23 protein-coding genes are annotated in these 25438 nt (G+C 67.0%); 7 read left to right on the top strand and 16 right to left on the bottom strand.

Going from position 1 to position 25438, the window contains the following annotated elements:
* Positions 1–77: 77 nt before the first annotated feature.
* The 3 genes from DTA15_RS06650 to DTA15_RS06660 are packed head-to-tail and all read right to left on the bottom strand — an operon-like array spanning position 78 to position 2479.
* Complete coding sequence (locus DTA15_RS06650) at positions 78–1085, bottom strand: LOG family protein (RefSeq protein WP_006488440.1); 1008 nt, start codon at positions 1083–1085, stop codon at positions 78–80.
* 31 nt (positions 1086–1116) lie between these two features.
* A complete protein-coding gene (locus DTA15_RS06655) occupies positions 1117–1452 on the bottom strand; it encodes a c-type cytochrome (protein ID WP_006493297.1) in 336 nt (111 codons plus the stop codon).
* A gap of 19 nt (positions 1453–1471) precedes the next feature.
* Entirely contained in the window at positions 1472–2479 is a 1008-nt protein-coding gene (locus tag DTA15_RS06660; RefSeq protein WP_006488462.1) for an Acg family FMN-binding oxidoreductase, read from the bottom strand.
* A 178-nt stretch (positions 2480–2657) separates the two neighbouring features.
* On the opposite strand from DTA15_RS06660, the gene DTA15_RS06665 reads away from it, so the two are divergent.
* Positions 2658–3647, top strand: a complete 990-nt coding sequence (locus DTA15_RS06665; RefSeq protein WP_006488306.1) for a zinc-dependent alcohol dehydrogenase family protein — start codon at positions 2658–2660, stop codon at positions 3645–3647.
* A gap of 25 nt (positions 3648–3672) precedes the next feature.
* Here DTA15_RS06665 and fnr read toward each other — a convergent pair whose 3' ends face one another.
* From fnr to DTA15_RS06680, 3 genes are all read right to left on the bottom strand, one after another.
* Positions 3673–4446, bottom strand: coding sequence for a fumarate/nitrate reduction transcriptional regulator Fnr (fnr, locus tag DTA15_RS06670; protein ID WP_006488370.1), 774 nt, complete (start codon positions 4444–4446; stop codon positions 3673–3675).
* Positions 4447–4753: 307 nt separating this feature from the next.
* The gene (locus DTA15_RS06675; RefSeq protein WP_006488271.1) at positions 4754–5401 is read right to left on the bottom strand and encodes a response regulator; all 648 of its coding nucleotides are present in this window, start codon (positions 5399–5401) and stop codon (positions 4754–4756) included.
* Positions 5398–7395, bottom strand: coding sequence for a PAS domain S-box protein (locus DTA15_RS06680; RefSeq protein ID WP_006488404.1), 1998 nt, complete (start codon positions 7393–7395; stop codon positions 5398–5400). The genes DTA15_RS06675 and DTA15_RS06680 overlap by 4 nt, the downstream gene beginning before the upstream one ends.
* A 251-nt stretch (positions 7396–7646) precedes the next feature.
* Between DTA15_RS06680 and DTA15_RS06685 the strand changes: the two genes are divergently transcribed.
* Positions 7647–8117: a universal stress protein gene (locus DTA15_RS06685; protein ID WP_006488310.1), complete on the top strand. Its 471-nt coding sequence runs from the start codon at positions 7647–7649 to the stop codon at positions 8115–8117.
* A gap of 72 nt (positions 8118–8189) precedes the next feature.
* Here DTA15_RS06685 and DTA15_RS06690 read toward each other — a convergent pair whose 3' ends face one another.
* The 4 genes from DTA15_RS06690 to DTA15_RS06705 form a co-directional block, all read right to left on the bottom strand.
* Positions 8190–9023, bottom strand: a complete 834-nt coding sequence (locus DTA15_RS06690) for a universal stress protein (protein WP_006488447.1) — start codon at positions 9021–9023, stop codon at positions 8190–8192.
* Complete coding sequence (locus DTA15_RS06695) at positions 9020–9523, bottom strand: universal stress protein (protein ID WP_006488363.1); 504 nt, start codon at positions 9521–9523, stop codon at positions 9020–9022. Before DTA15_RS06695 ends, DTA15_RS06690 begins: the two co-directional genes overlap by 4 nt.
* Positions 9524–9592: 69 nt before the next feature.
* Entirely contained in the window at positions 9593–10792 is a 1200-nt protein-coding gene (locus tag DTA15_RS06700) for an acetate/propionate family kinase (protein WP_006488472.1), read from the bottom strand.
* Positions 10793–10800: 8 nt separating this feature from the next.
* Positions 10801–11640: a universal stress protein gene (locus DTA15_RS06705; RefSeq protein ID WP_006488398.1), complete on the bottom strand. Its 840-nt coding sequence runs from the start codon at positions 11638–11640 to the stop codon at positions 10801–10803.
* Positions 11641–11829: 189 nt separating this feature from the next.
* Here DTA15_RS06705 and DTA15_RS06710 point away from each other — a divergent pair, with 189 nt between their 5' ends.
* From DTA15_RS06710 to DTA15_RS06730, 5 genes are read left to right on the top strand one after another with little or no spacing between them, the layout of a single operon-like run.
* On the top strand, positions 11830–12363 hold the full coding sequence (locus DTA15_RS06710) for a hypothetical protein (protein WP_006488373.1): 534 nt from the start codon (positions 11830–11832) through the stop codon (positions 12361–12363).
* Entirely contained in the window at positions 12353–13099 is a 747-nt protein-coding gene (locus tag DTA15_RS06715; protein ID WP_012493058.1) for a beta-ketoacyl-ACP reductase, read from the top strand. The genes DTA15_RS06710 and DTA15_RS06715 overlap by 11 nt, the downstream gene beginning before the upstream one ends.
* Complete coding sequence (locus DTA15_RS06720; protein ID WP_006488269.1) at positions 13096–14916, top strand: PHA/PHB synthase family protein; 1821 nt, start codon at positions 13096–13098, stop codon at positions 14914–14916. The genes DTA15_RS06715 and DTA15_RS06720 overlap by 4 nt, the downstream gene beginning before the upstream one ends.
* Positions 14913–15944, top strand: coding sequence for a bifunctional enoyl-CoA hydratase/phosphate acetyltransferase (locus DTA15_RS06725; RefSeq protein ID WP_006488262.1), 1032 nt, complete (start codon positions 14913–14915; stop codon positions 15942–15944). Before DTA15_RS06720 ends, DTA15_RS06725 begins: the two co-directional genes overlap by 4 nt.
* Positions 15941–16981, top strand: a complete 1041-nt coding sequence (locus DTA15_RS06730) for a zinc-dependent alcohol dehydrogenase family protein (protein WP_006488415.1) — start codon at positions 15941–15943, stop codon at positions 16979–16981. Before DTA15_RS06725 ends, DTA15_RS06730 begins: the two co-directional genes overlap by 4 nt.
* A gap of 81 nt (positions 16982–17062) precedes the next feature.
* Here DTA15_RS06730 and DTA15_RS06735 read toward each other — a convergent pair whose 3' ends face one another.
* The 6 genes from DTA15_RS06735 to DTA15_RS06760 all read right to left on the bottom strand — a co-directional run bounded on the left by DTA15_RS06735 (position 17063) and on the right by DTA15_RS06760 (position 25434).
* Entirely contained in the window at positions 17063–18466 is a 1404-nt protein-coding gene (locus tag DTA15_RS06735; RefSeq protein WP_006488469.1) for an MBL fold metallo-hydrolase RNA specificity domain-containing protein, read from the bottom strand.
* 130 nt (positions 18467–18596) lie between these two features.
* On the bottom strand, positions 18597–18782 hold the full coding sequence (locus tag DTA15_RS06740) for a DUF2964 family protein (protein WP_006488315.1): 186 nt from the start codon (positions 18780–18782) through the stop codon (positions 18597–18599).
* A gap of 157 nt (positions 18783–18939) precedes the next feature.
* Positions 18940–20064: an ABC transporter permease gene (locus DTA15_RS06745; RefSeq protein WP_006488436.1), complete on the bottom strand. Its 1125-nt coding sequence runs from the start codon at positions 20062–20064 to the stop codon at positions 18940–18942.
* Positions 20065–20066: 2 nt separating this feature from the next.
* Complete coding sequence (rbbA, locus tag DTA15_RS06750; RefSeq protein WP_006488291.1) at positions 20067–22871, bottom strand: ribosome-associated ATPase/putative transporter RbbA; 2805 nt, start codon at positions 22869–22871, stop codon at positions 20067–20069.
* Positions 22868–23941, bottom strand: a complete 1074-nt coding sequence (locus DTA15_RS06755) for an HlyD family secretion protein (protein ID WP_006488388.1) — start codon at positions 23939–23941, stop codon at positions 22868–22870. Before DTA15_RS06755 ends, rbbA begins: the two co-directional genes overlap by 4 nt.
* Positions 23938–25434: an efflux transporter outer membrane subunit gene (locus DTA15_RS06760; RefSeq protein WP_006488330.1), complete on the bottom strand. Its 1497-nt coding sequence runs from the start codon at positions 25432–25434 to the stop codon at positions 23938–23940. The genes DTA15_RS06755 and DTA15_RS06760 overlap by 4 nt, the downstream gene beginning before the upstream one ends.
* Positions 25435–25438: the final 4 nt, after the last annotated feature.

The raw sequence follows: 25438 nt of genomic DNA on the forward strand, positions 1-25438 counted from the left end.
CGGTGTCGCGCGCCGCCGCTTCAATCAGCCTGTCCCGAAGTCACGGTAGGAATAATGCTCGTTTCGTCGGCGGATTCCTACACCGCGTGTGACTTCGAAGACACATCGCAGCGTGCCGGCGGGCGTTCCCGACGCCGTGCATACCAGCTTCCGATCGCGTGCCAGATCTGGGCAGCGGATTCGCAATACGTGAACAGCTCCAGGTCGCGGCGGTCGATCATCCCTTCGTCCGCGAGAAACGCCAGGTCGACCGCACGGCGCCAGTACGCCTCGCCGACGAGGATGACGGGCAGCGGCGCGATTTTGCGCGTCTGCAGCAGCGTCAGCACTTCGAACAGCTCGTCGAAGGTGCCGTAGCCGCCAGGGAAGAAGACGGCCGCTTTCGCGCGCTCGAGCAGGTGCAGCTTGCGGATGGCGAAATAGTGAAACCGGAAGCAAAGAGCCGGCGTGATGTACGGATTCGGCGCCTGTTCCCGTGGCAGCTCGATATTGAAGCCGATGCTCGGCGCACCGCGCTCGTAGGCGCCGCGATTGGCGGCCTCCATGATGCCGGGGCCGCCGCCGGTGACGATGGCGAGCCGCGCGGTGCGCGTGCATCGGTCGGCATGGGCGACGATACGCCCAAACTCGCGCGCAACGCGGTAATAGCCGCTGTGTTCGACGAGCCGGCTGGCGATCGTCGCGGCGCGCCGCCGGCTCGCGTCGTGTGGACGCTCCGCGAGCAGGCGATTCGCATCATCGAGCCGCGCGTTAGCGACCGACGGTGCAACGATGCGCGTGCTGCCGTAGATCACGACCGCATGGCCGATACGCTCGTTCTGCAGGCGCTCCTCGGCTTTCCAGTAGTCGAGCTGCAGCCGGATGCCGCGCATGCCGGAACGCCGCAGAAGGGTCGCGTCTTCGTCGATCCAGGCGCTGTTCGGGCTGTTGGCCGTACGCGTCGGACGCGGGACGGGCTGTCTGCCGACGTCGCCGCCGACGACGGCATCGAGTCTTGTGCGCGAGCGCTTGCCGCGCGTCTTCACGATCGTCGCACCGGATGCGGGACGGTGGCGCGCGTTGCTCGCGGGCGCACGTTTGATCATGGTCGACGTGAGTGGAAGGGTCGCGCGTTGGTCACTGGCTCAACACCCATTGTACGAGCCGATGCGAGTCGTCGGAGGACAGCGGGCCGCCACGATCGACGGCGGAAGGCATCGGTGTATTGCCCCAGTGTGCGGGGCCGCCGACGCGCAGCTTGCGTTCCAGCTCCGCCGCCGCACGCGGATCGCCGCGGTACCGTTCCGCAATCTCGTGGAATGACGGCCCGAGGAACGTCATGTCGGGCGTATGGCAGAACATGCAGTGCTGCGCTTCGACGAGTTCCGTCGGCTCGGGCACGGCCGTCTGCGCGGCAGCCGTGCTGGCCGTCACGGCGATCACGCAGAGGGCGGCGCAACGCATGATGTTCATGTTCGTTTCCTCGTCGAGATCAGGAGAAAGAGAGCACTTCGTCGAGCGGACGACGCGGCGAATGCGGCGTATGCGGGCCGCGCCCGACGCGCAGCAGCAACTGCGGCTCGCCGCGCAGCCCGAGCATGTGGCGCAAATGGGCGCGCAATCCGGCCGTCTCGACCGGCTGATTCAGGTACGACGCGGTGTAGCCCGCGCGCGTAGCGACGAGCAGGATCCGCTCCAGCGCCTGGCCGGCGGCGAGCCACGCTTCGCGATCGTCTCGCACGGTCGCGATGCACACGATCAGCGGCGATGCGCCGACGAGCTGGTGATGCAGGGCGGCCAGCCCGTTGCCGAGATCGAAGGTCCGCACTGCCATCGTCACGACGGGCGCGGCGAAGTCCAGCAACGCCGGCACGCCGGCCGCGAATGCCGGCATGCCGTCGACATGCCGGCGCGGATCGATCCAACTCGCCAGTTCGCGCCGGAAGCGCGGGTCCGCGAACTGCTGACGGTCGGCTTCGGCGACCAGCTCGGCGACGCGCGCACGGTGTGCAATCGAGTCGACGCACGCGACATCGGCGCCTTCCGCGATGCCGGCCTCGATCAGCGCCTGCTGGATCGCTTCTGGAACCAAGCTGGATTCGAACGGCGCGCGTGTCGTGACGCGCGCCGGAATCGCATCGAACAGTGTGCCGAGGGCCGCGTCGGAATAGCCATCGTCGCAGATCCGGACCTGCGCCAGCAGATCGGGGTCGACTTCGGACGGAAACGTGCTGATCGTATGGGCGAACCCGGCGTGGTCGAGCGCGACGCGCAGATTTAGCAACGCCGCCCCGCAGCTGATGATCAACTCGCGATCGAACGGATCGACCACGGGTAACGCGCGCGTGCGGTCTGCGCACACCGAGATCGTGTTGCCGTTGACCAGGAAGCGCCACGGCTGGGAATTGTGGCTGGACGGCGCCAGCACCGCGTAGCCGACCAGCGACCTCGGATCATGGTCGGGACGCATGCTTGCGGCAAGCGGGGGAACGGATATCATCGATTATCTCCAGGTCGCCGCGCCGGCGGCGTCATTCACGTCACTTCATCGTGTCAGCAACCGTCTGACGGCCGTTGACGCACATCAAGCGTCAGTCACCGGGCGGTGCATGCGCGAAGTGCAGCGACTAGCCTGTGAAAGCGAAGCGCGAGAAGGCGATCGCGCGGGGAGGGCAAGCATGCTTGCGATGATGTTTGACGGCACGACGCCGCATTTACGCGAAACGCGCGTGCCTGACCCGTCGCCTGCGGCGGGTCAGTTGCTGATCGACGTGCATGCGTGCGGGGTGTGCAGGACTGATCTCCACGTGGTCGACGGCGAACTCGCTCACGCGAAACTGCCGCTGATTCCGGGGCACCAGATCGTCGGCACGGTGCGCGGGCTGGGCGAAGGCGTGATGAGCTTCGCCGTCGGCGACCGGGTGGGCGTCCCGTGGCTGGGCTCGACATGCGGGCATTGCGCATATTGCATATCCGGCCGCGAAAATCTGTGCGACAACCCGGGTTTCACGGGCTATACGATCGACGGCGGCTATGCCGAGTGCGCGGTCGCCGACCACCGGTATTGCGTGCATCTGCCACGGCGCTATTCCGATCTGGAAGCCGCGCCGCTGCTGTGCGCCGGCCTGATCGGTTACCGGACCTTGCGGATGGCGGGCGATGCGCGCCGTATCGGCATCTACGGCTTCGGTGCGGCGGCGCATCTGGTCGCGCAGGTCGCGCAGGGTGAGGGACGCAAGGTGTTCGCATTGACGAAGCCCGGCGACACCGCGGCGCAGCAATTGGCGTTGTCGCTGGGCGCGGCATGGGCCGGCGGCAGCGACGAAGCACCGCCGGAGCGGCTCGATGCCGCGCTGATTTTCGCGCCGGCGGGGGCGCTGGTGCCGGCCGCGCTGCGGGCGCTCGACAAAGGCGGGATCGTCGTATGCGGCGGCATTCACATGAGCGACATCCCGAGCTTTCCGTACGCGTGGCTGTGGGGCGAGCGCCGCATCGCGTCGGTGGCCAACCTGACGCGTGCGGATGCGGTCGCATTCATGCGGATCGCCGCCGCGACGCCGCTGCGGGTCGAGGCAGTGCGCTACGCGCTGACTGACGCGAACAGCGCACTCGACGACCTACGCGGCGGACGCGTGTCAGGTGCCGCCGTGCTGGGCATGCACGATTGATCCGCGCGCCGCCGCCGCGGTGCGATCAGATTTGCCGCAGGCCATCCGAATCGACGATCCGGATCTGCTTGCCCTGCGCCGCGACGAGCCCTTTGTGCTGGAACTTCGACAGCATGCGGCTGACCGTTTCGAGCTTCATCCCGAGATATTCGCCGATCTCGTCGCGCGTCATCCGCAGCACGAATTCCGCGGCCGAGTAGCCGCGCGCCTTGAAGCGGGCGGAAAGATTCAGCAGGAACGCGGCCACGCGCTGTTCGGCGCTCATTGTGCCGAGCAGCAGCATCTGCGAAGATTCGCGCACAATCTCGCCGCTCATCATCTGATATACGTGATGCTGCATCGGCCGCACTTCGCGGCACATCTGTTCGAGCTGGCCGAAGGGAATGATGCAGACCGTGCTGTCTTCGAGCGCGATCGCGTCGCCGTTGTGGTGCCCGGTGTGCACGCCATCGAGCCCGAGCGACTCTCCGACGATCTGGAAGCCGGTGATCTGCTCGTCGCCGTCGCGATGCATCACGATCGTCTTGAACGAGCCGGTTCTCACCGCGTAGATGCTGTTGAACGCATCGCCCGAACGAAACAGCGTTTCGCCGCGCCGCACGTGGCGCGTCGTGCAGATCATCGCGTCGACGCGGACGAAATCGTCGGGCGAAAGATCGGGCGGCATGCAGACGGTACGCAACGCACACGTCGAACAGCGGGACGCGGCGCGCTTGGGCTGGTCCGCCGGTTCGACGGGATGCAGCGGGATGAACGGACGTAACGGCATGGTCGTCGAGACTTCGGCACTGCTCTGCATGATCGGCTCCAGTTCGGGGCAGCGGCGGTTCGCCGTCGGGCGGGATCGCGCTGGCCGTTGTACCGGCGGCCTGTCTCGGCCGCCTTCGTGTCGGGATTGCCTTGCGGACGCGCCAGGAGACCGTCAGGCCGGTCTCGGCGATGACGCTGCCGGTGCGCCGGGAGGCACGCTGAATTGTTTTTCTTGATCTGCAGTATGGATGTTGCGCGCCGTCAGGAAAATCAGCCGGAATTGAAGTTGTGGTAGGTGAGAGGGAAGGCTTGTAGGAGGTTTCCTACACTGGTGCGGCGTCTTGTCGCGACCGCCGTCAGAGCTCGTCTGGGTCCTCGAACAGCTTGTGACGCATCGCGTAGCGCACGAGGGCCGTGTCGTTCGGCATCTGCATCTTTTCGAGGATGCGCGTCTTGTACGTGCTGACGGTCTTGACGCTGACGCACAGCGCCTGCGCGATTTCGGAAATCGACTCGCCGGTGGTTACGCGCCGGAACACATCGAACTCGCGGTCGGACAGGCGCTGGTGCGGCAAGAGATCGGTCGGTTCGTTCAGGCTCTGCGCGAATTGCTCGGCCATGGTCAGGCTCACGTAGACGCCGCCGGCCGCGATCTTAGTCAACGCGGCGACCAGTTCGGCGCTGGCGCTTTCCTTGGTCATGTAGCCTGAGGCTCCCGCGCGGAACGCGCGCACCGCGTATTGCTGCTCGGCGTGCATCGTTAGCACAAGGATATGCAATCCCGGTTTCTCGTCCTTGATCTGCTTGATGAGTTCGACGCCGTTGCGGCCGGGCATCGACAGGTCGAGCACGAGCACGTTAGCGTCCGTGTCGCGCATGAGCGCAATCGTCGAAGCACTGTCCTGCGCTTCGCCGACGACGTCGAAACCGCTCGCGTTCTGGAGGATGTGCCGCAGACCGTCCCTCACAAGCGCGTGGTCGTCGGCGATGAGTACCCTGATCATGACAGCACGTCTCCTTGCTGGATGGCGTGAAGCGGCAGCGCCACGGTGATCGTGAATCCCGAGCCCGGCCGGTTGTCGATCGTCACCGTGCCGTCGAGCATGTGCGCGCGCTCGCGGATGCCGATCAGCCCGAACGACGGGCGATCCTGACTGTCGCGGGGGTGTTTCGGCGCGCCGTGGCCGTTGTCCGCGACGCGCAGCATGCAATAGCCGTCTGCCGTTTTCAAGGTCAGCGTCACATTCGTCGCATCCGAATGTCGCGCGACGTTGGTCAGCGCCTCCTGTACGATGCGGAACAACGCGGTCGCGCCGGCGCCGGTAAACTTGGTGTCGACCGGCCCGATGTCACGGTCGACCGTGATCCGGTAGCGGCGCGTGAAATCGTTTGCAAGCCACTCGATCGCCGGGATGAGACCCAGGTCGTCGAGCATCACCGGCCGCAGATCGGCCGCGATGCGTCGCACCGACGCAACGGTCGAATCGATCAGGCGATGCATGGCACCCAACTGCTCGCGCACGCCGGTGTGGGGCGCGACGACGCCCGCAAGTCCCAGTTCGACGGCGGACAGGTCCATCTTAAGCGCCGTGAGTTGCTGGCCGAGGTCGTCGTGCAATTCGCGCGCAATCCGTGTTTTTTCTTCCTCGCGCACGTTCTGCAGGTTGGCGGACAGGTCGCGCAACTCCTCGCGCGACTGCTTGAGGGCGTTTTCCGCTCGCACCCGCTCGGTGACGTCGCGCAGCATCACCGTGTACAGCTTGCCGGCGCCGTCGCGAATCTGCGAGATCGACGCCTCGATCGGAAACTCGGTGCCGTCACCGCGCAAGCCGAACAGCACGCGTTGTCGCCCCATCTGGCGCTCAGACACACCGGTCACGCCGAATTGCTCGACGTGCCGCGCATGCGCGGCACGAAAGCGTTCGGGGATGAAGCGGGACAGCGGCGCGCCGACCGCCTCCATCGCGGAAACGCCGAACACGTGTTCGGCGGCAGGGTTGAAGATCACGATCGTCTGGTTCTCGTCGACCGTGACGATAGCCTCCATCGACGACCGGATGATGCCCATCATCCGGGCCTCCGTCGGTTGACTGTTGCCGGCGGTCTCGGCGACACGTGTGCGTTGCGAGAGGATCTGCCGCACGAGCGCGGCCAACGTTAGCGAGAGCACGGTGCCGGTCAGCAGCACGGCCATTGCGGTGCGGGCCGTGTCGGCGGACGCCGCGCGATAGTGCAGCGACAGCGGCGTGCCACCGAACACGAGCGAATCAGTTCGCTCGAGCGCTTTGCGGGAATCGGTGGCATCGTCGCCGCTGAAACCGGCGGTGTAGACCGGCGCCGCTGGGGTGTCGGCGACGATTTCCAGATGCAGTCGATCGAGCAGGGACGGATCGACCAGACGGTCTGGATTCAGTGCGGCATAAACGTATCCGGTCGCCGTCGCGTGCCGCGCCTCGAACGATGTGCCGTCTTCCGCTTTTGCACCAATCGGCAGATACAACGTTAGTTCCGTCCGGGCGAACGCCGTATCGATACTGTCCTGTATCGCGTTCGCGGCCAAAGCGACCTTGCCGGTTTCTGCCGCCCGCTGCAGCGCCTGTCGCGTTGCCTGATTGTCCTCGGCGGCGCTCGGCTCGATTCTTCCGAGACTGCGGACCGGCGATTGCAACGCGTCCAGATCGAGACTGGCGAGATAGCGGAGCCATGCGGCGCCGGATGGCTCCGCCGACAGTGCCGATGCAAACGCGCGGGTGCCGCGCAATATAACTGCGGCGTCGAGGAGGCTGCGCCGCAGGCCGGCCGTCGCGCGGGTGGCGGCTTGCTCGAATCTCACCTGGGTAGCGTGCCGGACATTGTTCTCCAGTACCCGGGATGCCGCAAATGTTGCCGTCAGGCCGAGCGCCAGCGTCAGCAGCGCGGCCAGCCCGGCATATCGGGCGGGCGGCCGGATGCGGCGCGGAGCCGGTCCGGTCCGGAAGGGGGGCGCATTCACTGTCATGGCCGTTCATCCTGACGGATTTCGTCGACGGCCGGCTGGCGGCGGGCCGGACGCGGGACACGAAAAGCGGCGGGGCGGGCTGGAATTGCGATATCGCCCTGAATTGTGCGCGTTTTACCGAGGTTCGCCAATCGGGACTGATGCGTACGGACGTCGCCGCGCGCACTTGACCCGCGTCAACGGAAAGGCGTGCGAAGGGATCAGACTGGTTTCACGAACCGATCGAACCGGGACGACAGGAGGCACGCGCCATGTATCGAAGAATCTTTACTGCACTCGACGGCAGCCGCAGCGCGCGGCTTGCGCTCGACGAGGCGATTTCGCTCGCCCGCGATTCGGGCAGTCTGGTCATCGCCACGTGCGTGGTATCGGACGCGCCGCGGTTGGCGGACGTCGACGGCGGCTATATCGATCAGCGCGATCCGGCCGGACTGGACGCGGACAAGGCCGCGATCGCGGTCTCCGACGCGGAAACGGCGTTTCAGCTGTCCGGCGTACGCGGTATCGCGCAAACGATCGACGCATGCGGACAGGATGTCTCGGACGTGCTGGCGCGCGCCGCCGCCGAATGCGACGCGGACCTCATCGTGATGGGCACGCATGGTCGCCGCGGCGTGCGCCGTGCGTTGCTCGGTAGCGTCGCCGAATCGCTGGTGCGCGTCGCGGACCGGCCGGTGCTGGTCGTACGGGAGGGGCCGGGCGCTTGCGCCGGAATGCTGTGACGACTGCGATCGCAGTGACGGTGGCCGTTACCGGAGGCGGGCAGCCGCACGCGGCTGCCCGTTTTCACGCGTTCAGTGAGACAGCAGGACCGGCACCGTCATCGTCTCGAGGATCGTGCGGGTCGCGCCGCCGAGCACGCGTTCGTGCATGCGGGCATGACTGTACAAGCCCATCACCAGCAGATCCGCATGCAGGTCGGTTACGCGGTTCAGCAGCGTCGCCCCCACGCCGACCGACCGCGTGCGCGGCGTGGTTGAGAACGACGCGCGAATGCCGTGCCGTTCGAGATACGCGGCGACATCGACGCCCGGCGGTGTCTTGTCCGGATCAGGATGCCCGCGTGAGACTGTCTCGACGTTGACGAAGCGCGCGCGGGCGAGCAGCGGCAGCGCATCGGCCATCACGCGCGCGGCCTCGCGTCCGCCGTCCCAGCCGATCAGCACGTTCTCGCCGATCGTTCGCACGTCGCCCGCATAGGGCACGACGATAGCCGGGCGTCCGCCGCCCATCACGACGTCCTCGACGAAATGGCGCGCCACGTAGGTCGTGCGGTCGTCGGGATCCTCCTGGCCGAGCACCAGCAGGTCGGCGTGGCGCGCATGCAGGATCGCGGCCTCGGTCGCATTGCCGGTCGGCGCCTGCCATTCGACGCTGCGTCCGGCACGCTCGGCGGCCGTCAGGAACCGTTCTTCGGCTTCCTTGCGGCGCTGGTCGCACAGGCGTTCGTAGACGGCCAGCTTCAGCGGTTCGTCGGGCCGCCGCAGCGGCTCGAAGAGATCCTGGCACACGACGTAGAGTCCGACCAGATGGGCATTCCAGCGTCCCGCGAGTTCGAGTGCGAGGTCGACGCGTGTGGCGCAGCGCGCGCTGTCGTCGAGATGGACGAGCAGGGTCTTGTAGCTCATGACGGTTCCTTTTCGGTGGATGCAGCCGTGGCCTCGGCGGACGCTTTCGCTGCGGCGCTGGCCGGAATCATCAAGACCGGGCACCTGGCTTGGCGCAGCACGCGTTCGGCCACGCTGCCGAGGAACAGGCGCGGAAAGCCGCGCCGGCCATGCGTGCCCATCACGATCAGATCGGCGTCGATCTCGCCCGCGAGACCGACGATCCGGTGCGGGATATCCTCGCCTGCCGGCGCGACGTTGGAAATCCGCGGCGCACCGACCACATCACGCGCTTTCATGCGTCGCGCTGCGTCCTCGGTCACGCGTAATCCTTCTTCACGGAACGAATCGACCAGGATCGACGGGTCGTATCCGTACATGTCGTAGGCCGGCACCAGAAAATCGACGACGTAGACGGGTGTCAGCCGCGCACCCGTTTCCGCCGCGAGATCCAGCGCGGCGTCGAGTGCGCGGGACGACGTGTCGCTGCCGTCGAGCGCAACCAGAATGTTCGAGTACATGGCATGTCCCTTGAACGGATGTGGATGAACACATCATCGGCGCGTGTGCGCCGACGGCGCTGATCTGGATCAAGCGTCCCGGTTGCCGCGCAGCACGCGCACCGCGGCGCGCGCCGCGATCCATGCTTCGTTGGTGGGCTCGACGACCACCGTGACCGCGCTCGACGCGGACGACACGACGTGTGCATTGTCCACATTCGCGCGCGTGTCGAGCTCGATGCCGAGCCAGCCGAGCGATGCGCAGATCCGCTCGCGCAACGGCGCCGAGTGCTCGCCGATGCCGGCCGTGAAGACGAGCATGTCGAGGCCGCCGAGCAGGGCGGTGAGCGCGCCGGTCTCGCGCACGATGCGGTGGACGTACAGCGCCAGCGCATCCCGCGCGAGCGGGTCGCCGGCCGCCTCGCACTCGAGCAGCACACGCGGGTCGCCTGACGCGCCCGACACCCCCTTGAGTCCCGACTCGTGATAGAACAGGTGCCCCAGCGCGTCACCCGACAGGTTGTCGGCCTCGAGCAGGTGCAGCACGACGCCGGGGTCGAGCGTCCCGCAGCGGGTGCTCATCATCAGCCCGTCGAGCGCGGAGAAGCCCATCGTCGTCGCAACGCTACGGCACTCGCGTAGCGCGCACAGGCTCGCCCCGCTGCCGAGATGGGCGGCGATCACGCGACCATGCGCGCGGGCGCCGAACGAATCGTCGAGTGCGACGGAAAGATATTCGTACGACAGGCCATGGAATCCGTAGCGACGCACGCCTCGGTCGAACCATGCGTGCGGCAACGGCAGCAATTGTTCGGTACGCGGCAGCGTGCGATGAAACGCGGTATCGAACACGGCGATCTGCGGCACGTCGGGAAACGCGTTGCGCAGCGCGTCGATCGCATCGAGACTGTGCGGCTGGTGCAACGGCGCGAGGGGTGTCAGCGTGCGTAGTTCATCCAGCACGTCGCCGTCGACGATCACCGGCTCGGTATACCGCGCGCCGCCGTGCACGACGCGATGCGCGATCGCGCCCAGCGTGATGTGCGGCAACCGTACCCGGATCCACATCGCGATCTGCGCGAGCACGGCGCGGTAGGGATCGCCGGCGCCGAGCGGCAGCGAACCGTCCGGATCGGCGTCGAAGCGGATCGAGACGCCGTTGCCGGCGGCGACCGCCTCGCCGTCGTGCAGCGGCCGCTGCACGGGGTCGCCGTGCGGCGGGTACGCGAAGATCGAGAACTTCACGCTCGACGAACCGGCGTTGACGACGAGCAGCGCAAGCGTACGCATCGGCCTGCTCAGTGCGACATCAGTACCGGCAGCGTCATCGACGCCAGCACCGTGCGCGTGGCGCCGCCGATCATCAGCTCGCGCCAGCGCGGATGGCCGTAGGCGCCCATCACGAGCAGGTCGGAACCCGTCTCATAAGCGCGCGACAGGAGCGTGTCGCCGACCGACGCGCCGCTGCCGGTCGCGATGTCGAGCACGTTCACGTCGCGCGCGTGGCGCGCCAGCATCAGCGCGGCATCGGCGGCCGGAATCCGAGTGGTCGCGGATTCCGAATCGCCGTCGACCACGGCAACGACTGTCGTACGCTTCGCATGCTCGAGGAACGGAAGTGCATCGTGCGCGGCGCGGGCGGCTTCGCGGCTGCCGTCCCACGCGACGAACACCCGTTCGCCGACCGACGGGAATTCTCCGGTGTACGGCCAGAACAGCACCGGGCGGCCGGCGGACAACACGAGGTTCTCTGGAAACTGATCGTCGATATAGGTTTCGGGGTCGTTCGGGTCGCTTTGGCCCGCAATCACCAGATCGGCGAGACGCGCGGCGCGCGGCACGGCCACATTCGCGCGCTCGTCGGCGCGAACCCAGGTTGCGGGCACTTTCGCACGGGCAGTCTCCGCATGAAACAGGCGCTCCAGCGCAGCCATCCGTTCGTCGCGCTGTTCGCGGTGCGCGCGGAAATAGTCGGCGGAACCGGCCATCACGTAGAACGAATGCGGCTCGGGTGTGTAGACCGCGAACAGCCCCGTGAGATGTGCACCGAAGCGCCGGGCGAGACGCAACGCGAATTCGAGGCGCGAATGCGCACGAGCGCTCGTATCAAGGTGCACGACCATGCTCTTGTAGCTCATCGGAATCGCTCCATCGACGGGTGATCCGCCAGTGCAATCCAGTCTACGAAGCAGGGTTTCCACGCACTTGACTCAGATCAACGGCAGCGATGCGCGATACCCGCACAGTGAAACGGTCGCGACGCCCAGGCCGGACAGAAGGGACGAGGCGGATGCCAATCCATTGACCCGATCGAAAGGGGAAAGCCGATGAGTACCGATGCATTGACGATACCGAATGACGTTTGCCGCGCGGGCTGCGATCTCGCATTGCGCATGGTTGCGCAGAACCGCGACTGGCAACACGAGTGGCATGCGCTGGCGGGCCGGCGCATCGAGCGGGATCGCATCGCGGTGCGTCGCCTGCAGCAAGCGCTGGCGGAAACAAGGGAGTGGACGGCTTTCGCCGAGGCCAGCCGGCAGGTAATGACCGACTACACGGTCGCGAGCGTCGCGATCTGGCAGGACGCCACCGAACTGTGCATGCGTGCGCAATTCGAGAGCGCCGGGGCGTGGCGTACCTGGTTGCGCGAATACGGCGCAGGCGCGCTGTCGCGTTATCAGACCGACTGGCTGCCCGACCTCGGGCGACTGGCGGTGGTCAACGAAGCCAGCATGCCGTGGGCCGACTGGATGGCGGCCTTGGAGCGCGGGATCGAGGACGTGGCCGGCGCGAAGAACGGGGTCGCCGCCGGTCGACTGAACGGTATCGCTGGCGCGCGGGAGAGCGATCATGTGCGCTGACCGTGTCGCGTTTGTCACCGGCGGAATGGGCGGACTGGGCGCCTCGATCGGCCGTCGTCTACACGATGCCGGCATGACGGTGGCGGTGTCGCACAGGGAGCGCAACGACCATGTGGCGACGTGGCTCACGAAAGAACGGGAGGCGGGCCGGGCGTTCCATGCGTTCGAGGTCGACGTGGCCGACTACGATTCGTGCCAGCATTGCGCGGCGCGAGTGCTGGCCGAATTTGGGCGCGTCGACGTGCTCGTCAACAACGCCGGAATTACGCACGACGCCACCTTCGTGAAGATGACCAAGAGCATGTGGGATGCGGTGTTGCGCACCAATCTCGACGGCATATTCAACATGACGAAGCCGTTCGTGCCGGGCATGATCGAAGGCGGTTTCGGGCGGATCGTGAACATCGGCTCCGTGAACGGTTCGCGCGGCGCCTACGGGCAGACCAACTACGCGGCCGCGAAGGCTGGCATCCACGGCTTCACGAAGGCGCTGGCGCTCGAGCTCGCGCGCCACGGCGTGACAGTCAACACGGTTGCGCCCGGCTACCTGGCGACCGCGATGCTCGAGACGGTGCCTAAGGAGGTGCTCGACACGAAGATCCTCCCGCAGATTCCGGTCGGCCGCCTGGGCAATCCGGACGAAATCGCCGCGCTCGTCGCGTTTCTGTGTTCCGATGCGGCGTCGTTCGCGACGGGAGCGGAATTCGACGTCAACGGCGGGATGCACATGAAATGAAGGCAGCCGTCATCCGCGCGCCGTTCCGGCCGGAGCCGACGCGCCCGCCCGATGCAATCGAAATCGCGACGAGCGCCGCCGGTTGCGCACCCGTTCGAGCGGCGCCCGCCGACGAGTGGAATCGCGCCGCGCATGCGAACGTGGCCGCGATGACCTTCGGGTTGTCACCCGTGTCGCTGGCGCTGGCCATTCTTGACTGGGGCGCGCATCTGGCTGTGGCCCCGGGAAAATGCTTCGTGCTCGCGACGCAGGCGTGGCTGGGCGCCGTGGCGTCAGCGACAAACGGGCGCGACGGCGAGGCCGGCGACGCGGATACGAGCGGCCTTGCCGTGCACGCCGGTCACGCCGATCCGCGCTTTGCCGCGCCGGCGTGGGGCGGCTGGCCGTTTTGCGCGTATCGCGACGGCTTCCTGTCGATCCAGCGCTGGTGGCGCGACGCGACACGCGGCGTGCCGGGTGTCGACCGTCATCACGAGGAACTGGTCGGATTTGTCGCGCGACAGTGGCTCGACGCATGCTCGCCTGGAAATTTCCTCGCGACCAACCCAGTCGTGCTCGACGCGACAATGCGTAGCGGTGGCGCGAACCTCGCGGCAGGCTGGCGACACTGGCTGGACGACGCGAACGCGTTGATCGAGCGCGCGAGCGGCACGCGGGGCGACGATGCGCGCGCCTATCTGCCGGGACGCGACGTGGCGATTACGCCGGGGCGCGTCGTCTGGCGCAACGCGCTGTGCGAGCTGCTGCAGTACGCCCCGACGACGGCCGACGTGGCCCGCGAGCCGATCGTGGTCGTACCGTCGTGGATCATGAAGTACTACATCCTCGATCTGCAGCCGCACGATTCGCTGATTCGCTTCCTGGTCGATGCAGGCTATACGGTGTTCGCCGTGTCATGGCGCAACCCGGGCGCGGAGGCTCGCGACCTCGGGCTCGACGATTATCTGCGCGACGGGTGCATGGCGGCGCTCGACGCCGCGCGGACGATCTGCGGCGAAGCGGTGCATGCGGCCGGCTATTGTCTGGGCGGCACGCTGCTCGCGATCGCCGCGGCAGCGCTGGCGCGCGACGGGCGGCAACACGAAGCGTTGCGCTCGGTCACGTTGCTGGCGGCCCAGACCGATTTCAGCGAACCCGGCGAGCTCGGTCTGTTCATCGATGCAAGCGAGCTGTCCGCGCTCGACGCGCTGATGTGGCGGCAGGGCTACCTGGACGGTGCGCAGATGTCCGCCGCGTTCGAACTGCTGAACGCGCGCGACCTGATCTGGTCGCGGATGATGAGCGAATACCTGCTCGGCACGCGCACGAAGCCCAACGACCTGATGTCGTGGAATGCGGATACCACGCGCATGCCGTATCGCATGCACACCGAATACCTGACGCAGCTCTTTCTCGACAACGATCTTGCGACCGGCCGCTACTGCGTCGACGGGCGGCCTGTCGCGCTGTCGGACATCGACGTGCCGACGTTCGTGGTTGGCACCGAGCGCGATCACGTGTCGCCCTGGCGGTCCGTCTACAAGCTCCATCTGCTCACGCACCATGCGCTGACCTTCGTGCTGACGTCGGGCGGGCACAACGCAGGCATCGTGTCTGAGCCGGGCCATCCGGGCCGGCACTACCGATGCGTGACCCGCGAACCCGGCGCGGCCTACCGCAGCCGGCACGACTTCGTGCGCGATACGCCGGCGGTGGACGGCTCGTGGTGGTTCTGCTGGCGAGACTGGTTGCACACGCGCTCGTCGGGCGACGTACCGGCCCGCACGCCGGCCGCAGGGTTCGCGGCGGCGCCCGGCACTTACGTACTCGAAACATGAACGACAACCTTCATCTGGGTGTCCCCGACGACGCGTGCCTGCCCGGGCTGCTGCCGCAAGCGAACGGCGAACTGCCGTCCCTGATTGCACGCACGCGTCATGCGCGGCCGCTCGTCGTCGCCGTCGTGCATCCGTGTGATGCCGCCAGCGTCGTTGCGCTTGCCGCGTTGAGGGCGTCTCCCTTGGGCGCATCGATCGAGCCGCTGATCGTCGCGCCCCGCACCAAGGTGCTGCGAGCGGCGAACGACGCGGGCGTCGATCTTTCAACGTGGACGATCGAAGACGTGCCGCACAGCCATGCGGCCGCCGCTCGTGCGGTCGAACTCGCGGCGGCCGGCCGCGCCGGCGCACTGATGAAAGGCAGCCTGCACACGGACGAGCTGATGGGTGCGGTCGTCGCCGCGGATTCGGGCCTGCGCACCGACAAGCGCATGTCCCATTGTTTCCTGATCGAGACGCCGGCGTATCCGCGACCATTCATCCTGACCGATGCGGCGGTGAACATCGCACCGGATCTCGCGCAGAAAGCGGCCATCACGCAGAACGCGATCGACGTCGCCCATGCGCTTGGCGTGGCCTGTCCGCGTGTGGCGGTGCTGTGCGCGGTCGAAACCGTCAGTCCGGCGATGCGTTCGACGCTCGACGCGGCGGCGCTCGCCAAGATGGCCGAGCGTGGCCAGCTCGAGGGGGCGATCGTCGACGGTCCGCTCGCATTCGACAACGCGATATCCCAACGGGCGGCCCGCGACAAAGGGATCGATTCGCCTGTGGCCGGCCACGCCGACATCCTGGTCGTCCCCGATATCGAAGCGGGCAACATGCTTGCAAAGCAGCTCGAATACCTGGGCGGCGCCGCCAGCGCGGGCATCGTCGTCGGCGCACGCGTGCCGATCGTGCTGACGAGCCGCGCCGACAGCGTCGCCGTCCGGGTCGCGTCTTGTGCGCTGGCCGCGTTGCTGGCGCAGCAACGGCACGCACCCGCTTCGATCAACGAACCCGCGACTTTTTCGATGGAGGAACAGCGATGAAAGCACTCGTCTACCACGGGTCGGGGCGCAAGGCGCTCGAGGAACGGCCCAAGCCGGAACTGCAGTCGCCCACCGACGCGATCATCCGCGTGACGCGCACGACGATTTGCGGCACCGATCTGCATATCCTCAAGGGCGACGTATCGACGTGCGAATCCGGCCGAATTCTCGGCCATGAGGGCGTCGGCGTCGTCGATCAGATTGGCGCCGCGGTCGAATCGCTGAAGCCGGGCGATCACGTACTCATTTCGTGCATCTCGTCGTGCGGCCGCTGCGAATACTGTCGCCGCGGCCTTTATTCTCACTGCACGACCGGCGGCTGGATTCTCGGTAACCGGATCGACGGCACACAGGCCGAGTATGTGCGCATCCCGCATGCGCAGACGAGCCTGTACCGGATTCCGGCAGGCGCGGACGAGGACGCGCTCGTGATGCTGTCCGATATCCTGCCGACAGGATTCGAATGCGGCGTACTGAACGGCAAGGTGCAACCGGGCTGCACGGTCGCGATCGTCGGCGCAGGCCCGATCGGGCTGGCAGCGTTGCTGACTGCGCAGTTCTATTCGCCCGCGCAGATCATCATGATTGATCCGGACAGCAACCGGCGCGAGATCGCGCGGCACTTCGGCGCGACCGATTGCTTTGACAGCCGTGCCGGCGACCCGGTAGCGGAAGTCATGAAGCTGACCGACGGCATCGGTGTCGATTGCGCGATCGAGGCGGTCGGCATTCCGGCGACGTTCGAGATGTGCACGGCGCTCGTGGCGCCGGGCGGCGTCGTCGCGAACGTGGGTGTGCATGGCGTGAAGGCCGACCTGCACCTCGAGAAGCTGTGGGATCGCAACATCGCGATCACGACGCGGCTCGTCGACACGGTCAGCACGCCGATGCTGCTGAAGACCGTGCGCGCTGGACGTCTCGATCCGAAACGCCTAATCACCCACCGGTTCTCGCTCGACGACGTCGAGCGTGCGTACGACACGTTCGGCCGCGCGGCGCAAACCCATGCGCTGAAGGTCATCATTGAAGCCGGCTGATCGCCGGGTGGCGCGCGACGGGGACCGGTACGCAACGTCCGGATCCCGCCGTGCGTGGCCGGCGTCTCGCCGGCGCCGTAGTCAGGATGAGAGGGCGGCCGGCTCGCGCGCATCGCCCGATTCGACTGCATCGAGATCGACGGTCTGCGCGTAAGTCGGTACTTCGCACGGCCAGTGCAAGCGCTCCGAAATGCGCCGCCGCAATGCGTCGGCCGATGCCGGTTCGCCATGCGTGATGAAGGTACAAACGGGCGCAGACTGCATCGTGCCGAGCCACTGGAGAATCTCCTCGTAGTCGGCATGCGCGGAAAGCGTGGTGATCGACTCGACCTGGGCGCGCACGCGGACGTATTCGCCGTGAATCTTCACGGTCGGTTCGTGTGCGGCCAATGCCGCGCCGCGCGTACCGGCTGCCTGGTAGCCGACCAGCGCGATCGTGTTGCGCACATCGGGTGCATAGCGGCTCAGGTGATGGAGTACACGCCCGCCGGTTGCCATGCCGCTTCCCGCGATGATGACCATCGGGCCGTGGTGTTCTGCAATCGCCTTCGACTGGTCGACCGACTGGATCATCGTCGCGGCATGGCCGAGGGCGTTCGCTTCGGACAGCGTCAGCCGGTGCTCGAGGATGTGGTGGCGATAGATTTCGGTCACGTCCGTCGCCATCGGGCTGTCGAGAAATACCGGGACGCGCGCCATGCGGCCGGATGCCTTCAGCCGTGCGATGTAATGCAGGATTTCCTGCGCACGGCCGACGGTGAAGCAGGGCATCACGACGACCCCGCCCCGCGCGAAGGTTGTGTCGAACAGCATAGCCAGCTCGTTCTCGGGGTCGGACGCCGGGTGCAGCCGGTCGCCGTATGTCGACTCGACGACCAGGTAATCCGCATGTGCGGGCGGCCGCGGCGGTTGCATGATCGGGTCATGGTATCGGCCGAGGTCGCCCGAAAACGCGAGTACCTTGTGATTCCCGTGCATTACCACGCTCGCCGCGCCGAGGATGTGCCCGGCCGGCAGCAGGCGGAACGCCAGGCCACCGCCGAGCGTAGTGCATTCGTCGAGGGCGACGGGCTTCAGCAGGCGCAGCGCGCGCTGCGCATCGTCGAGCGTATAGAGCGGCTGGGCGGGATGATGCTTCGAGTAGCCGTGCCGGTTCGCGAACTCGGCTTCCTCCTCCTGCAGCCGCGCGCTGTCGCGCAGCATGATGTCGCAGAGTTCGGCCGTGGCCGCCGTGCAGTACACCGGCCCGCGATAGCCTTCGCGCACCAGCACCGGCAGATAGCCGGTATGGTCGATATGCGCATGCGTAAGCACGACTGCATCGAGCGTGTCGGGTGCTAGCGGCAACGGGTTCCAGTTGCGCAATCGCAGATTTTTCGTGCCCTGGAACAGGCCGCAATCGATGAGCACGCGCCGGCCGCCGTGCTCGACCAGATACTTCGAGCCGGTCACGGTTTCGGTCGCACCGAGAAAAGTCAGTTTCATCGCTCGCCTCCCTGAAAGTCGAGGGGTTCAGTGCGTCGATTACATCGCGAACCGGCCCGCGGCGATTGACGGAAATCAGGGATTCCCGCATCGAACGATGAGGTCGAATGCGGCGCTTCCAGCTGTTTCGCTATCGCTCTCTCGGCGCGGGCTCGAGCTGCGAGACGAACGCGACGATGCCCGATACCAGCGTGACGATCGCGTACGGCAGCACGTGCGCGTCGACCAGCATCGCGTGCACGACGCCCAGTAGCGACGCGAGTGCAATGAACACGCTCAGCGTAGCAAGCGCGGTCCGGCAAGAATGGTGAATCATGACGTTTCTCCGTGGGGCGGCCGGTGTTCGTCCGCGTTGCCGCAATCGCGACGGCTTGCGATTTCGCAAGACACGACGCCATGATCGCGTGCCGGCCTCCGGCGCGGTTGATCTGTATCAACAGGTGAATCCCGGCTTCGCACGCGCGACCGGGCGATCACGTCATCTGACCGATCGTCTTGCGGAACCGCATCAGCGACAGCAGGAACAGCACGCTCCCGATCGCGGAAAGCGCCGCGAATTGCGGCCACACCGCATCGAGGCCGGCGCCCCGGTACAGGATGCGTTGCGCGAGCTCGACGAAATGGGTGGTGGGCGCGGCCAGCATGATGTCCCGCACGGCCGCCGGCATGCTTTCGCGCGGCGTCAATCCGCCGGACAGCAGTTGCAGCGGCAGCAGCACGAGCACGAGCAACATACCGAACTGCGGCATGCTGCGCACGAGCGTCGCGAGAAAGATCCCCAACGACGTCGTGGCGAACAGATGCAACGCCATCCCGGCCACGAACAGCGGGATGGAGCCGGGAATCGGCACGTGCAGGGCGCCGCCCACGACGCACGTCAGCGACGCGACGGCCGCCACCGTGACGACGAGCCCCATCGACCAGACCTTTGCGAGCATGATTTCCGCGGCGGTCACCGGCATCACGAGCAGATGCTCGATCGTGCCGTGTTCGCGCTCGCGAATCAGCGCGGCGCCGGTGAGGATCATCGACAGCATCGTCACGTTGTTGATCAGTTCCATCAGCGCGCCGAACCAGACTTCGTCGAGATTCGGGTTGAAGCGCATCCGCATCGCGAGATCGACGCCCGGCAACGGCGTGCCGCGATAGCGCCGCACGAATGCGTCGATCTCGCCCGACACGATCTGCTGGATATAGGTGCTGCCAGTGAAGGCTTGCGTCATCCGTGTCGCATCGACGTTGAGCTGGATCGTCGCATGACGGCCGGCAAGCACGTCGCGCTGGAAGTTCGGCGGAATGTCGAGCGAGAACGTGTAGTCGCCGTTGTCGAGGCCGCGATCGGCCGCGCCGGTGTCGATGATCGGGGGCGGTGCGAACTGGGGCGGAAAGAACGCCGCCGCGATCCGTGCCGACAGCGGCGACGCGTCTTCGTCAACGAGCGCGATCGGCACCTTGTGCAGCGTTTCGGGGCGTGCGGTCGCGGCGACGTAGATCGACGCGCTGAACGTATAGACGATGAGCGCGAGCAGGATCGGGTCGCGGGCGAGGCTCCACAGTTCCTTGATCCCGAGCCGGTAAATGGCGAGCAGGCGCGACACGATCAGCGCTCCTGCTTGCGCAGCAGGACGCCGGTCGTCACCATGATGACCGGCACGGCCGCGAGTAGCGGCCAGAACTGGGACGACAGGTCGGCCAGCCCGAGCGCCTTGTTGTAGACGCCTCGGCTGATCGCGAGCATGTAGGTGGCCGGATAGACCGTGCCGATCCACCTGCCGCTGCCTTCGAGCGACGACAGCGGCGTAAGCAGGCCGGAGAACTGCACGACGGGGATCAGCGTGCCGACGATCGTCATGAAGATCGCGGCGATCTGGCTGCGCGTGAACGTCGACGCAAAGAGCCCGATGCCGGTGGCGACGACATTGAAGACCAGCACCGCAGCCGCCAAGGTTGGGAAACTTCCCTTGATCCGCACGCCGAACACGACGTCGGCCAGCACGACCATCAGCAGGAAATTCAGCATGGCCAGCATCACGTACGGCGCCTGCTTGCCGAGCAGGAATTCGGCGCGGGTCACGGGCGTCACGTACAGGTTGACGATCGATCCGAGCTCCCGTTCCCGTACGACGGCCAGCGCCGTCAGCATCGCGGGCAGCATCAGCAGGAGCATCGGCATGATCGCGGGAATCATCGCGGGCAAACTCTTGACGTCCGGGTTGTACCGATAGCGGATCGCGACATCGACGGCCGGGACGAGCGACACGCCGAGCCGGCGCTTCGCCTGATCGCGCAGCCAGTTTTCGTGCATCCCGGCCACATAGCCGCGGATCGTTTCCGCGCGCATCGGCATCGCGCCGTCGACCCACGCGCCGATCTCCACGTGCCGGCCGTGTGCGACGTCGTGGGCGAAACCGGGCGGAATTTCAATCGCGAGCGACAGCTGGCCGTTGCGCATGCGGCGATCGATGTCGCGATCGTCCGCGAGCCGCGCGCGCGGTACGAAGTAGCGGGAACCCGCAAGATTCTGCGCGTAGTCCTGGCTCAGCATCGACTGATCGCGATCCAGCACGGCGAAGGTCAGGTTGTCCACGTCGAGACTGATGCCGATGCTGATCACGCACATCAGGACGAGCGAACCGAACAGCGCCAGCGTGGCGCGCAACGGGTCGCGTCGCAGTTCCAGCACTTCGCGCCACAGGTAGCTGCCGGCGCGCGCCGGGCTGAACCATGCGGCACGGTGGCCCGCGTTGCCGGTCTCGGGCGACGCGGCAAGCCAGCCGGTGCCCGACGACGTATCCGTCGGGGCGCCGTCCACGCGTTGCGCGTCGGTCAGGTAACCGATGAACGCGTCCTCGAGCGTGGCGGCGCCGCGCAGGCGAACCAGTTCGTCCGGCGCGGCGCTTGCCAGCACGCGGCCCGCGTGCATCAGCGAGATGCGGTCGCAGCGGGCGGCCTCGTTCATGAAATGCGTCGAAATGAAAATCGTGACGCGATCGTTGCGCGCGAGCTCGATCATCAGTCGCCAGAAGTCGTCACGCGCAACCGGGTCAACGCCCGACGTCGGTTCGTCGAGGATCAGCAGTTCGGGCTTGTGCACCATCGCCACGGCAAGGGACAGCCGCTGCCGCATGCCGAGCGGCAGGCGCTCGGGCAGCGCATCGAGCACCTCGGCGAGCCCGAAGCGCCCGACCATTTCGTCGATCCGCGCGGGAAGGTCCGGTTCCGGTACGCCGAACAGGCGCGCATGCAGCACGAGGTTCTGCCTGACGGTCAGCTCGCCGTACAGCGAGAACCCTTGCGACATGTAACCGACTCGCCGGCGCGCATCGATGTCGTTCGCGGCGACCGGACGGCCGAACAGCGTCGCCGTGCCTTCGGACGCGGCGAGCAGGCCCGTGAGCATCTTCATGGTCGTCGATTTTCCGCAGCCGTTGGAGCCGAGAAACCCGAAGATTTCGCCGCGACGGATCTTCAGGCTCACGTGGTCGACCGCGACGAAATCGCCGAACCGCATCGTCAGCGCGTCGGCCTCAATCGCGTAGCCGTCGGTCTCATCGGGCTGGAACGGCGTCAGCCGGATCGGCTGGTGCCCGTGCCGTCGCGCTTCCGGCAGCAACGCGATGAACGCGGCTTCCAGCGTGTCGCAACGGGTGCGGGCGAGCAGTTCGCCGGGGCTACCCGTCGCCAGTACGCGGCCGGCGTCCATCGCGATCAGCCAGTCGAAACGCTGGGCCTCGTCCATGTACGCGGTGGCGACGAGTACGCTCATTGCCGGACGGGCGGAGCGAATACGTTCGATCAGCTCCCAGAACTGAGCTCGCGAGAGCGGGTCCACGCCGGTCGTCGGTTCGTCCAGGATCAGCAGGTCGGGGTCGTGAATCAATGCACAGCACAGACCGAGTTTCTGCTTCATGCCGCCGGACAGTTTGCCGGCAGGGCGGTCGAGAAACGCATGCAGCCCGGTGCTGTGCGTGAGCGCGTCGATCCGGCGGCGTCGCTCGGCCGCATCGTGGCCGAACAGTCTGGCGAAGAACTGCAGGTTTTCCTCGACCGACAGCGTCGCGTACAGGTTCCGGCCCAGCCCTTGCGGCATGTAGGCGATGCGCCGGCATACGCGTGCTCGATGGACGCGCGACGACAGATCGCCGCGGAGGACCCGTACACGGCCCTGCTGCATCGCACGCGCGCCGGACACGAGCGCGAGCAGGCTCGACTTGCCGACGCCGTCCGGTCCGATCAACCCGACCATGCGGCCGGCCGGGATATCGAGCGTCACGTCGTCGAGCGCGTACGTCGCGCCGTAGCGCAACGAAACGCCCGACAGTCGGGCGACCGCGCCCGATTCAATGGATGCCGGCGGACCTTCGCCCGCACCGGCACCGGTATCGACGGGCAACGTCGCGTTCATTGCGGCACCTTGATCGCGAGGCGCGCCGGCCAGCCGGCGTTCGGATCGGTCTTCAGCCACGCGACACCCGGCAGGCCGGTCTTGACCAGCTTCAGGTGGCGCTGTAGCAGATCGCGGTCGATGCGCGCCTTGACCCGGAACATCAGTTTCTGCCGTTCGGTGGCCGTCTCGACCGTCTTCGGCGTGAATTGCGCCGTGCTCGACACGTACGACACGCGTGCCGGAATCACGTATTCCGGCGCAGCATCGAGCACGATCCGCACGTCGGCGCCGAGCGGAACGCGGCCGACGACCGTTTCGGGCAGGAAAAACGTCATGTAGACGTCGGACAGGTCGACGACATTGAGCACCTTGCCGCCTGCCGGCAGGACTTCGCCCGATTCGGCAATGCGGTACTGGACCCGCCCGTCGCGCGGCGACGTCAGCTCGCTATCCGAGATATCGGCCTGTACGCGCGCGACGGTCGCTTGCGCGGCCGTCACCGCCGAGCGCGCGGCGACGAGCTGGGCCCGCGTGGCGTCGATCCCGGCCTGGGCGGCTTCCACCTGAGCGCGCGCGGCGTTCACGGTCGCCCGCAGGCTGCCGGCGCGCGCGCGATCGTCGTCGAGTTCCTGCAGCGACGACGCACCGTCCCGCGACAGCGTTTCGGAACGCGCCAGCCGGCGCGTGGCCGCGTCGAGTTCGCTTTCGCGCTGCACGACGAGCGCATCCGCCGCAGCCTTGTCGCTGCGACGCTGGGCCACCTGCGCGTCGATGCTCGCCGCGGTGTTCACTGCCTGTTGTTCCCGGGCCTGCGCCTCGTCGAGCTGCGCCCGCAGGACGACGACGTCCATGCGGGCGAGCGGTTGACCTGCGCTCACGAAATCGCCTTCGTCGACGAGCATGGCGGTGACGCGCCCCGGCAACTTGGTCGCGACGTCGATCTCGATCGCCTCGATGCGGCCATTGCCGCTGACGAGCCCGGCGTCCGTCCGCGCGTCGCGCCAGCGGGTCCAGCCGTAGTAAATCAGGCCAATCGCGAGCACGGCCGCACCGGCACCGATCAGAATAGGGCGCTTGATGGTCTTCATGGTATGGAACCCGAATCGATGGAAAGGTGGTTCGATGCCGCGGCGGCGCTGTAGGTATCGGGCGTCCCGCCGCCGAGCGCGCCGTACAGCGCGACGCGGCTCGATAACAGCGCGCGACGCGTCATCACCCATTGCTGCTCGGCGTTCATCAGGTCCCGTTGCGCATCGAGAACTTCCAGGAAGCGGGTTGCGCCGCTGTCGTAGCGCAGTTTCGCCAGACGTGCGCGCTCGGCCTGGGACGCGAGCGTCGCCCGTTCGATCGCGACCTGGTCGGCGAGCCAGTAGCGCGCGGCGAGTGCATCGGACACGTCGCGAAACGCGCGCTGCATGGTCTTCTCGTACTGGGCGAGCGCCTCGTCGCGCTGCGCGTGCGCGAGCGCGAGATTCGACCGGTTGCGGCCGCCGTCGACGAGCGGCAGCGTGACGTTCGGAATCACCGACCACACGCCCGTTCCGGACGACAGCAGGTCGTGCAGTGCGGTGCTCCCCGAACCGATCGCGCTCGTCAATGCGATACGCGGGAAAAACGCCGCACGCGCTGCGCCGATGTTCGCGCGCGTGGCCTGCAGTTCGTGCTCGGCCGCGATCACGTCCGGACGCCGCGCGAGCAGCGACGACGGCAGGCCCGGCGCGAGCGACGGGGTCACAGCGCCGTCGTCGAGGGTCAGCGGCGCGTCGGCCAGCGCCGGCGTCGCACCGACGAGCAATGCCAGCGCATTGGCCGCCGATGCCCGCGCCTGCTGCAACTGGACGCCGAGCGACTCGGCCTGCTGCAGCAGGATCTCCGATTGCGTCAGGTCCAGCCGCGAGATCGCGCCGGCCGCGTGACGCAGCTGGAAAATCCGCAGCGATTCGTGCCGCGAGTCGATCGTCGCGCGCGTCAGCGCGATCCGTTCATCGAGCTCGCACAGGGTCAGATAGGCGTCCGCCACGCTGGTAATCACGCTCAGCGTCACCGCTTGCCGCGCTGCATCGCTCGCGAGATAGCGCTGCAGCGCCGACGCTTTCAGGTTGCGCACGCGGCCCCAGAAATCGATCTCCCATTGCGTTTCAGCCAGCTGGACCTCGTATACCTGGCCGATGACCGGCGCTGGCGTCAGGAAGCCGCCCGGCGTGCGAAACCGCACATAGGCCGCGCCGGCGCCGATCGTCGGCCATTGATCCGCGCTGCGGATACCGTAGACGGCGCGTGCCTGTTCGACACGTGCAACGGCTGCACGCAGATCCCGATTGTTGGCGAGTGCCTGCCCGATCAACGCGCGCAGACGGACGTCGACAAAGTAGTCGTACCAGGCAGGCGGCGCCTGCGCAATGGAGACGCTGCGGGCGGAAGGATCGGGGAACGCGGCGGCGATCGGCGTGGCGGGAAGTTCGTCGGGGGGCGCGAGCGACAGGCATCCCGACAGCAGGCCCGCGCCGGCCGCCAGCGCAACGAGACGAATGCACCGCGCGATGGCAGGCAAAAACAGCGGAGGAACCGCGACGGCGCGCATGGGA

Source organism: Burkholderia cenocepacia (assembly GCF_900446215.1).
GTDB classification, from domain to species: domain Bacteria; phylum Pseudomonadota; class Gammaproteobacteria; order Burkholderiales; family Burkholderiaceae; genus Burkholderia; species Burkholderia cenocepacia.

Coding starts and splice junctions, on each gene's coding strand:
- DTA15_RS06650 (WP_006488440.1), bottom strand. CDS start 1,085: ATGATCAAACGTGCGCCCGCGAGCAACGCGCGCCACCGTCCCGCATCC.
- DTA15_RS06655 (WP_006493297.1), bottom strand. CDS start 1,452: ATGAACATCATGCGTTGCGCCGCCCTCTGCGTGATCGCCGTGACGGCC.
- DTA15_RS06660 (WP_006488462.1), bottom strand. CDS start 2,479: ATGATATCCGTTCCCCCGCTTGCCGCAAGCATGCGTCCCGACCATGAT.
- DTA15_RS06665 (WP_006488306.1), top strand. CDS start 2,658: ATGCTTGCGATGATGTTTGACGGCACGACGCCGCATTTACGCGAAACG.
- fnr (WP_006488370.1), bottom strand. CDS start 4,446: ATGCAGAGCAGTGCCGAAGTCTCGACGACCATGCCGTTACGTCCGTTC.
- DTA15_RS06675 (WP_006488271.1), bottom strand. CDS start 5,401: ATGATCAGGGTACTCATCGCCGACGACCACGCGCTTGTGAGGGACGGT.
- DTA15_RS06680 (WP_006488404.1), bottom strand. CDS start 7,395: ATGACAGTGAATGCGCCCCCCTTCCGGACCGGACCGGCTCCGCGCCGC.
- DTA15_RS06685 (WP_006488310.1), top strand. CDS start 7,647: ATGTATCGAAGAATCTTTACTGCACTCGACGGCAGCCGCAGCGCGCGG.
- DTA15_RS06690 (WP_006488447.1), bottom strand. CDS start 9,023: ATGAGCTACAAGACCCTGCTCGTCCATCTCGACGACAGCGCGCGCTGC.
- DTA15_RS06695 (WP_006488363.1), bottom strand. CDS start 9,523: ATGTACTCGAACATTCTGGTTGCGCTCGACGGCAGCGACACGTCGTCC.
- DTA15_RS06700 (WP_006488472.1), bottom strand. CDS start 10,792: ATGCGTACGCTTGCGCTGCTCGTCGTCAACGCCGGTTCGTCGAGCGTG.
- DTA15_RS06705 (WP_006488398.1), bottom strand. CDS start 11,640: ATGAGCTACAAGAGCATGGTCGTGCACCTTGATACGAGCGCTCGTGCG.
- DTA15_RS06710 (WP_006488373.1), top strand. CDS start 11,830: ATGAGTACCGATGCATTGACGATACCGAATGACGTTTGCCGCGCGGGC.
- DTA15_RS06715 (WP_012493058.1), top strand. CDS start 12,353: ATGTGCGCTGACCGTGTCGCGTTTGTCACCGGCGGAATGGGCGGACTG.
- DTA15_RS06720 (WP_006488269.1), top strand. CDS start 13,096: ATGAAGGCAGCCGTCATCCGCGCGCCGTTCCGGCCGGAGCCGACGCGC.
- DTA15_RS06725 (WP_006488262.1), top strand. CDS start 14,913: ATGAACGACAACCTTCATCTGGGTGTCCCCGACGACGCGTGCCTGCCC.
- DTA15_RS06730 (WP_006488415.1), top strand. CDS start 15,941: ATGAAAGCACTCGTCTACCACGGGTCGGGGCGCAAGGCGCTCGAGGAA.
- DTA15_RS06735 (WP_006488469.1), bottom strand. CDS start 18,466: ATGAAACTGACTTTTCTCGGTGCGACCGAAACCGTGACCGGCTCGAAG.
- DTA15_RS06740 (WP_006488315.1), bottom strand. CDS start 18,782: ATGATTCACCATTCTTGCCGGACCGCGCTTGCTACGCTGAGCGTGTTC.
- rbbA (WP_006488291.1), bottom strand. CDS start 22,871: ATGAACGCGACGTTGCCCGTCGATACCGGTGCCGGTGCGGGCGAAGGT.
- DTA15_RS06755 (WP_006488388.1), bottom strand. CDS start 23,941: ATGAAGACCATCAAGCGCCCTATTCTGATCGGTGCCGGTGCGGCCGTG.
- DTA15_RS06760 (WP_006488330.1), bottom strand. CDS start 25,434: ATGCGCGCCGTCGCGGTTCCTCCGCTGTTTTTGCCTGCCATCGCGCGG.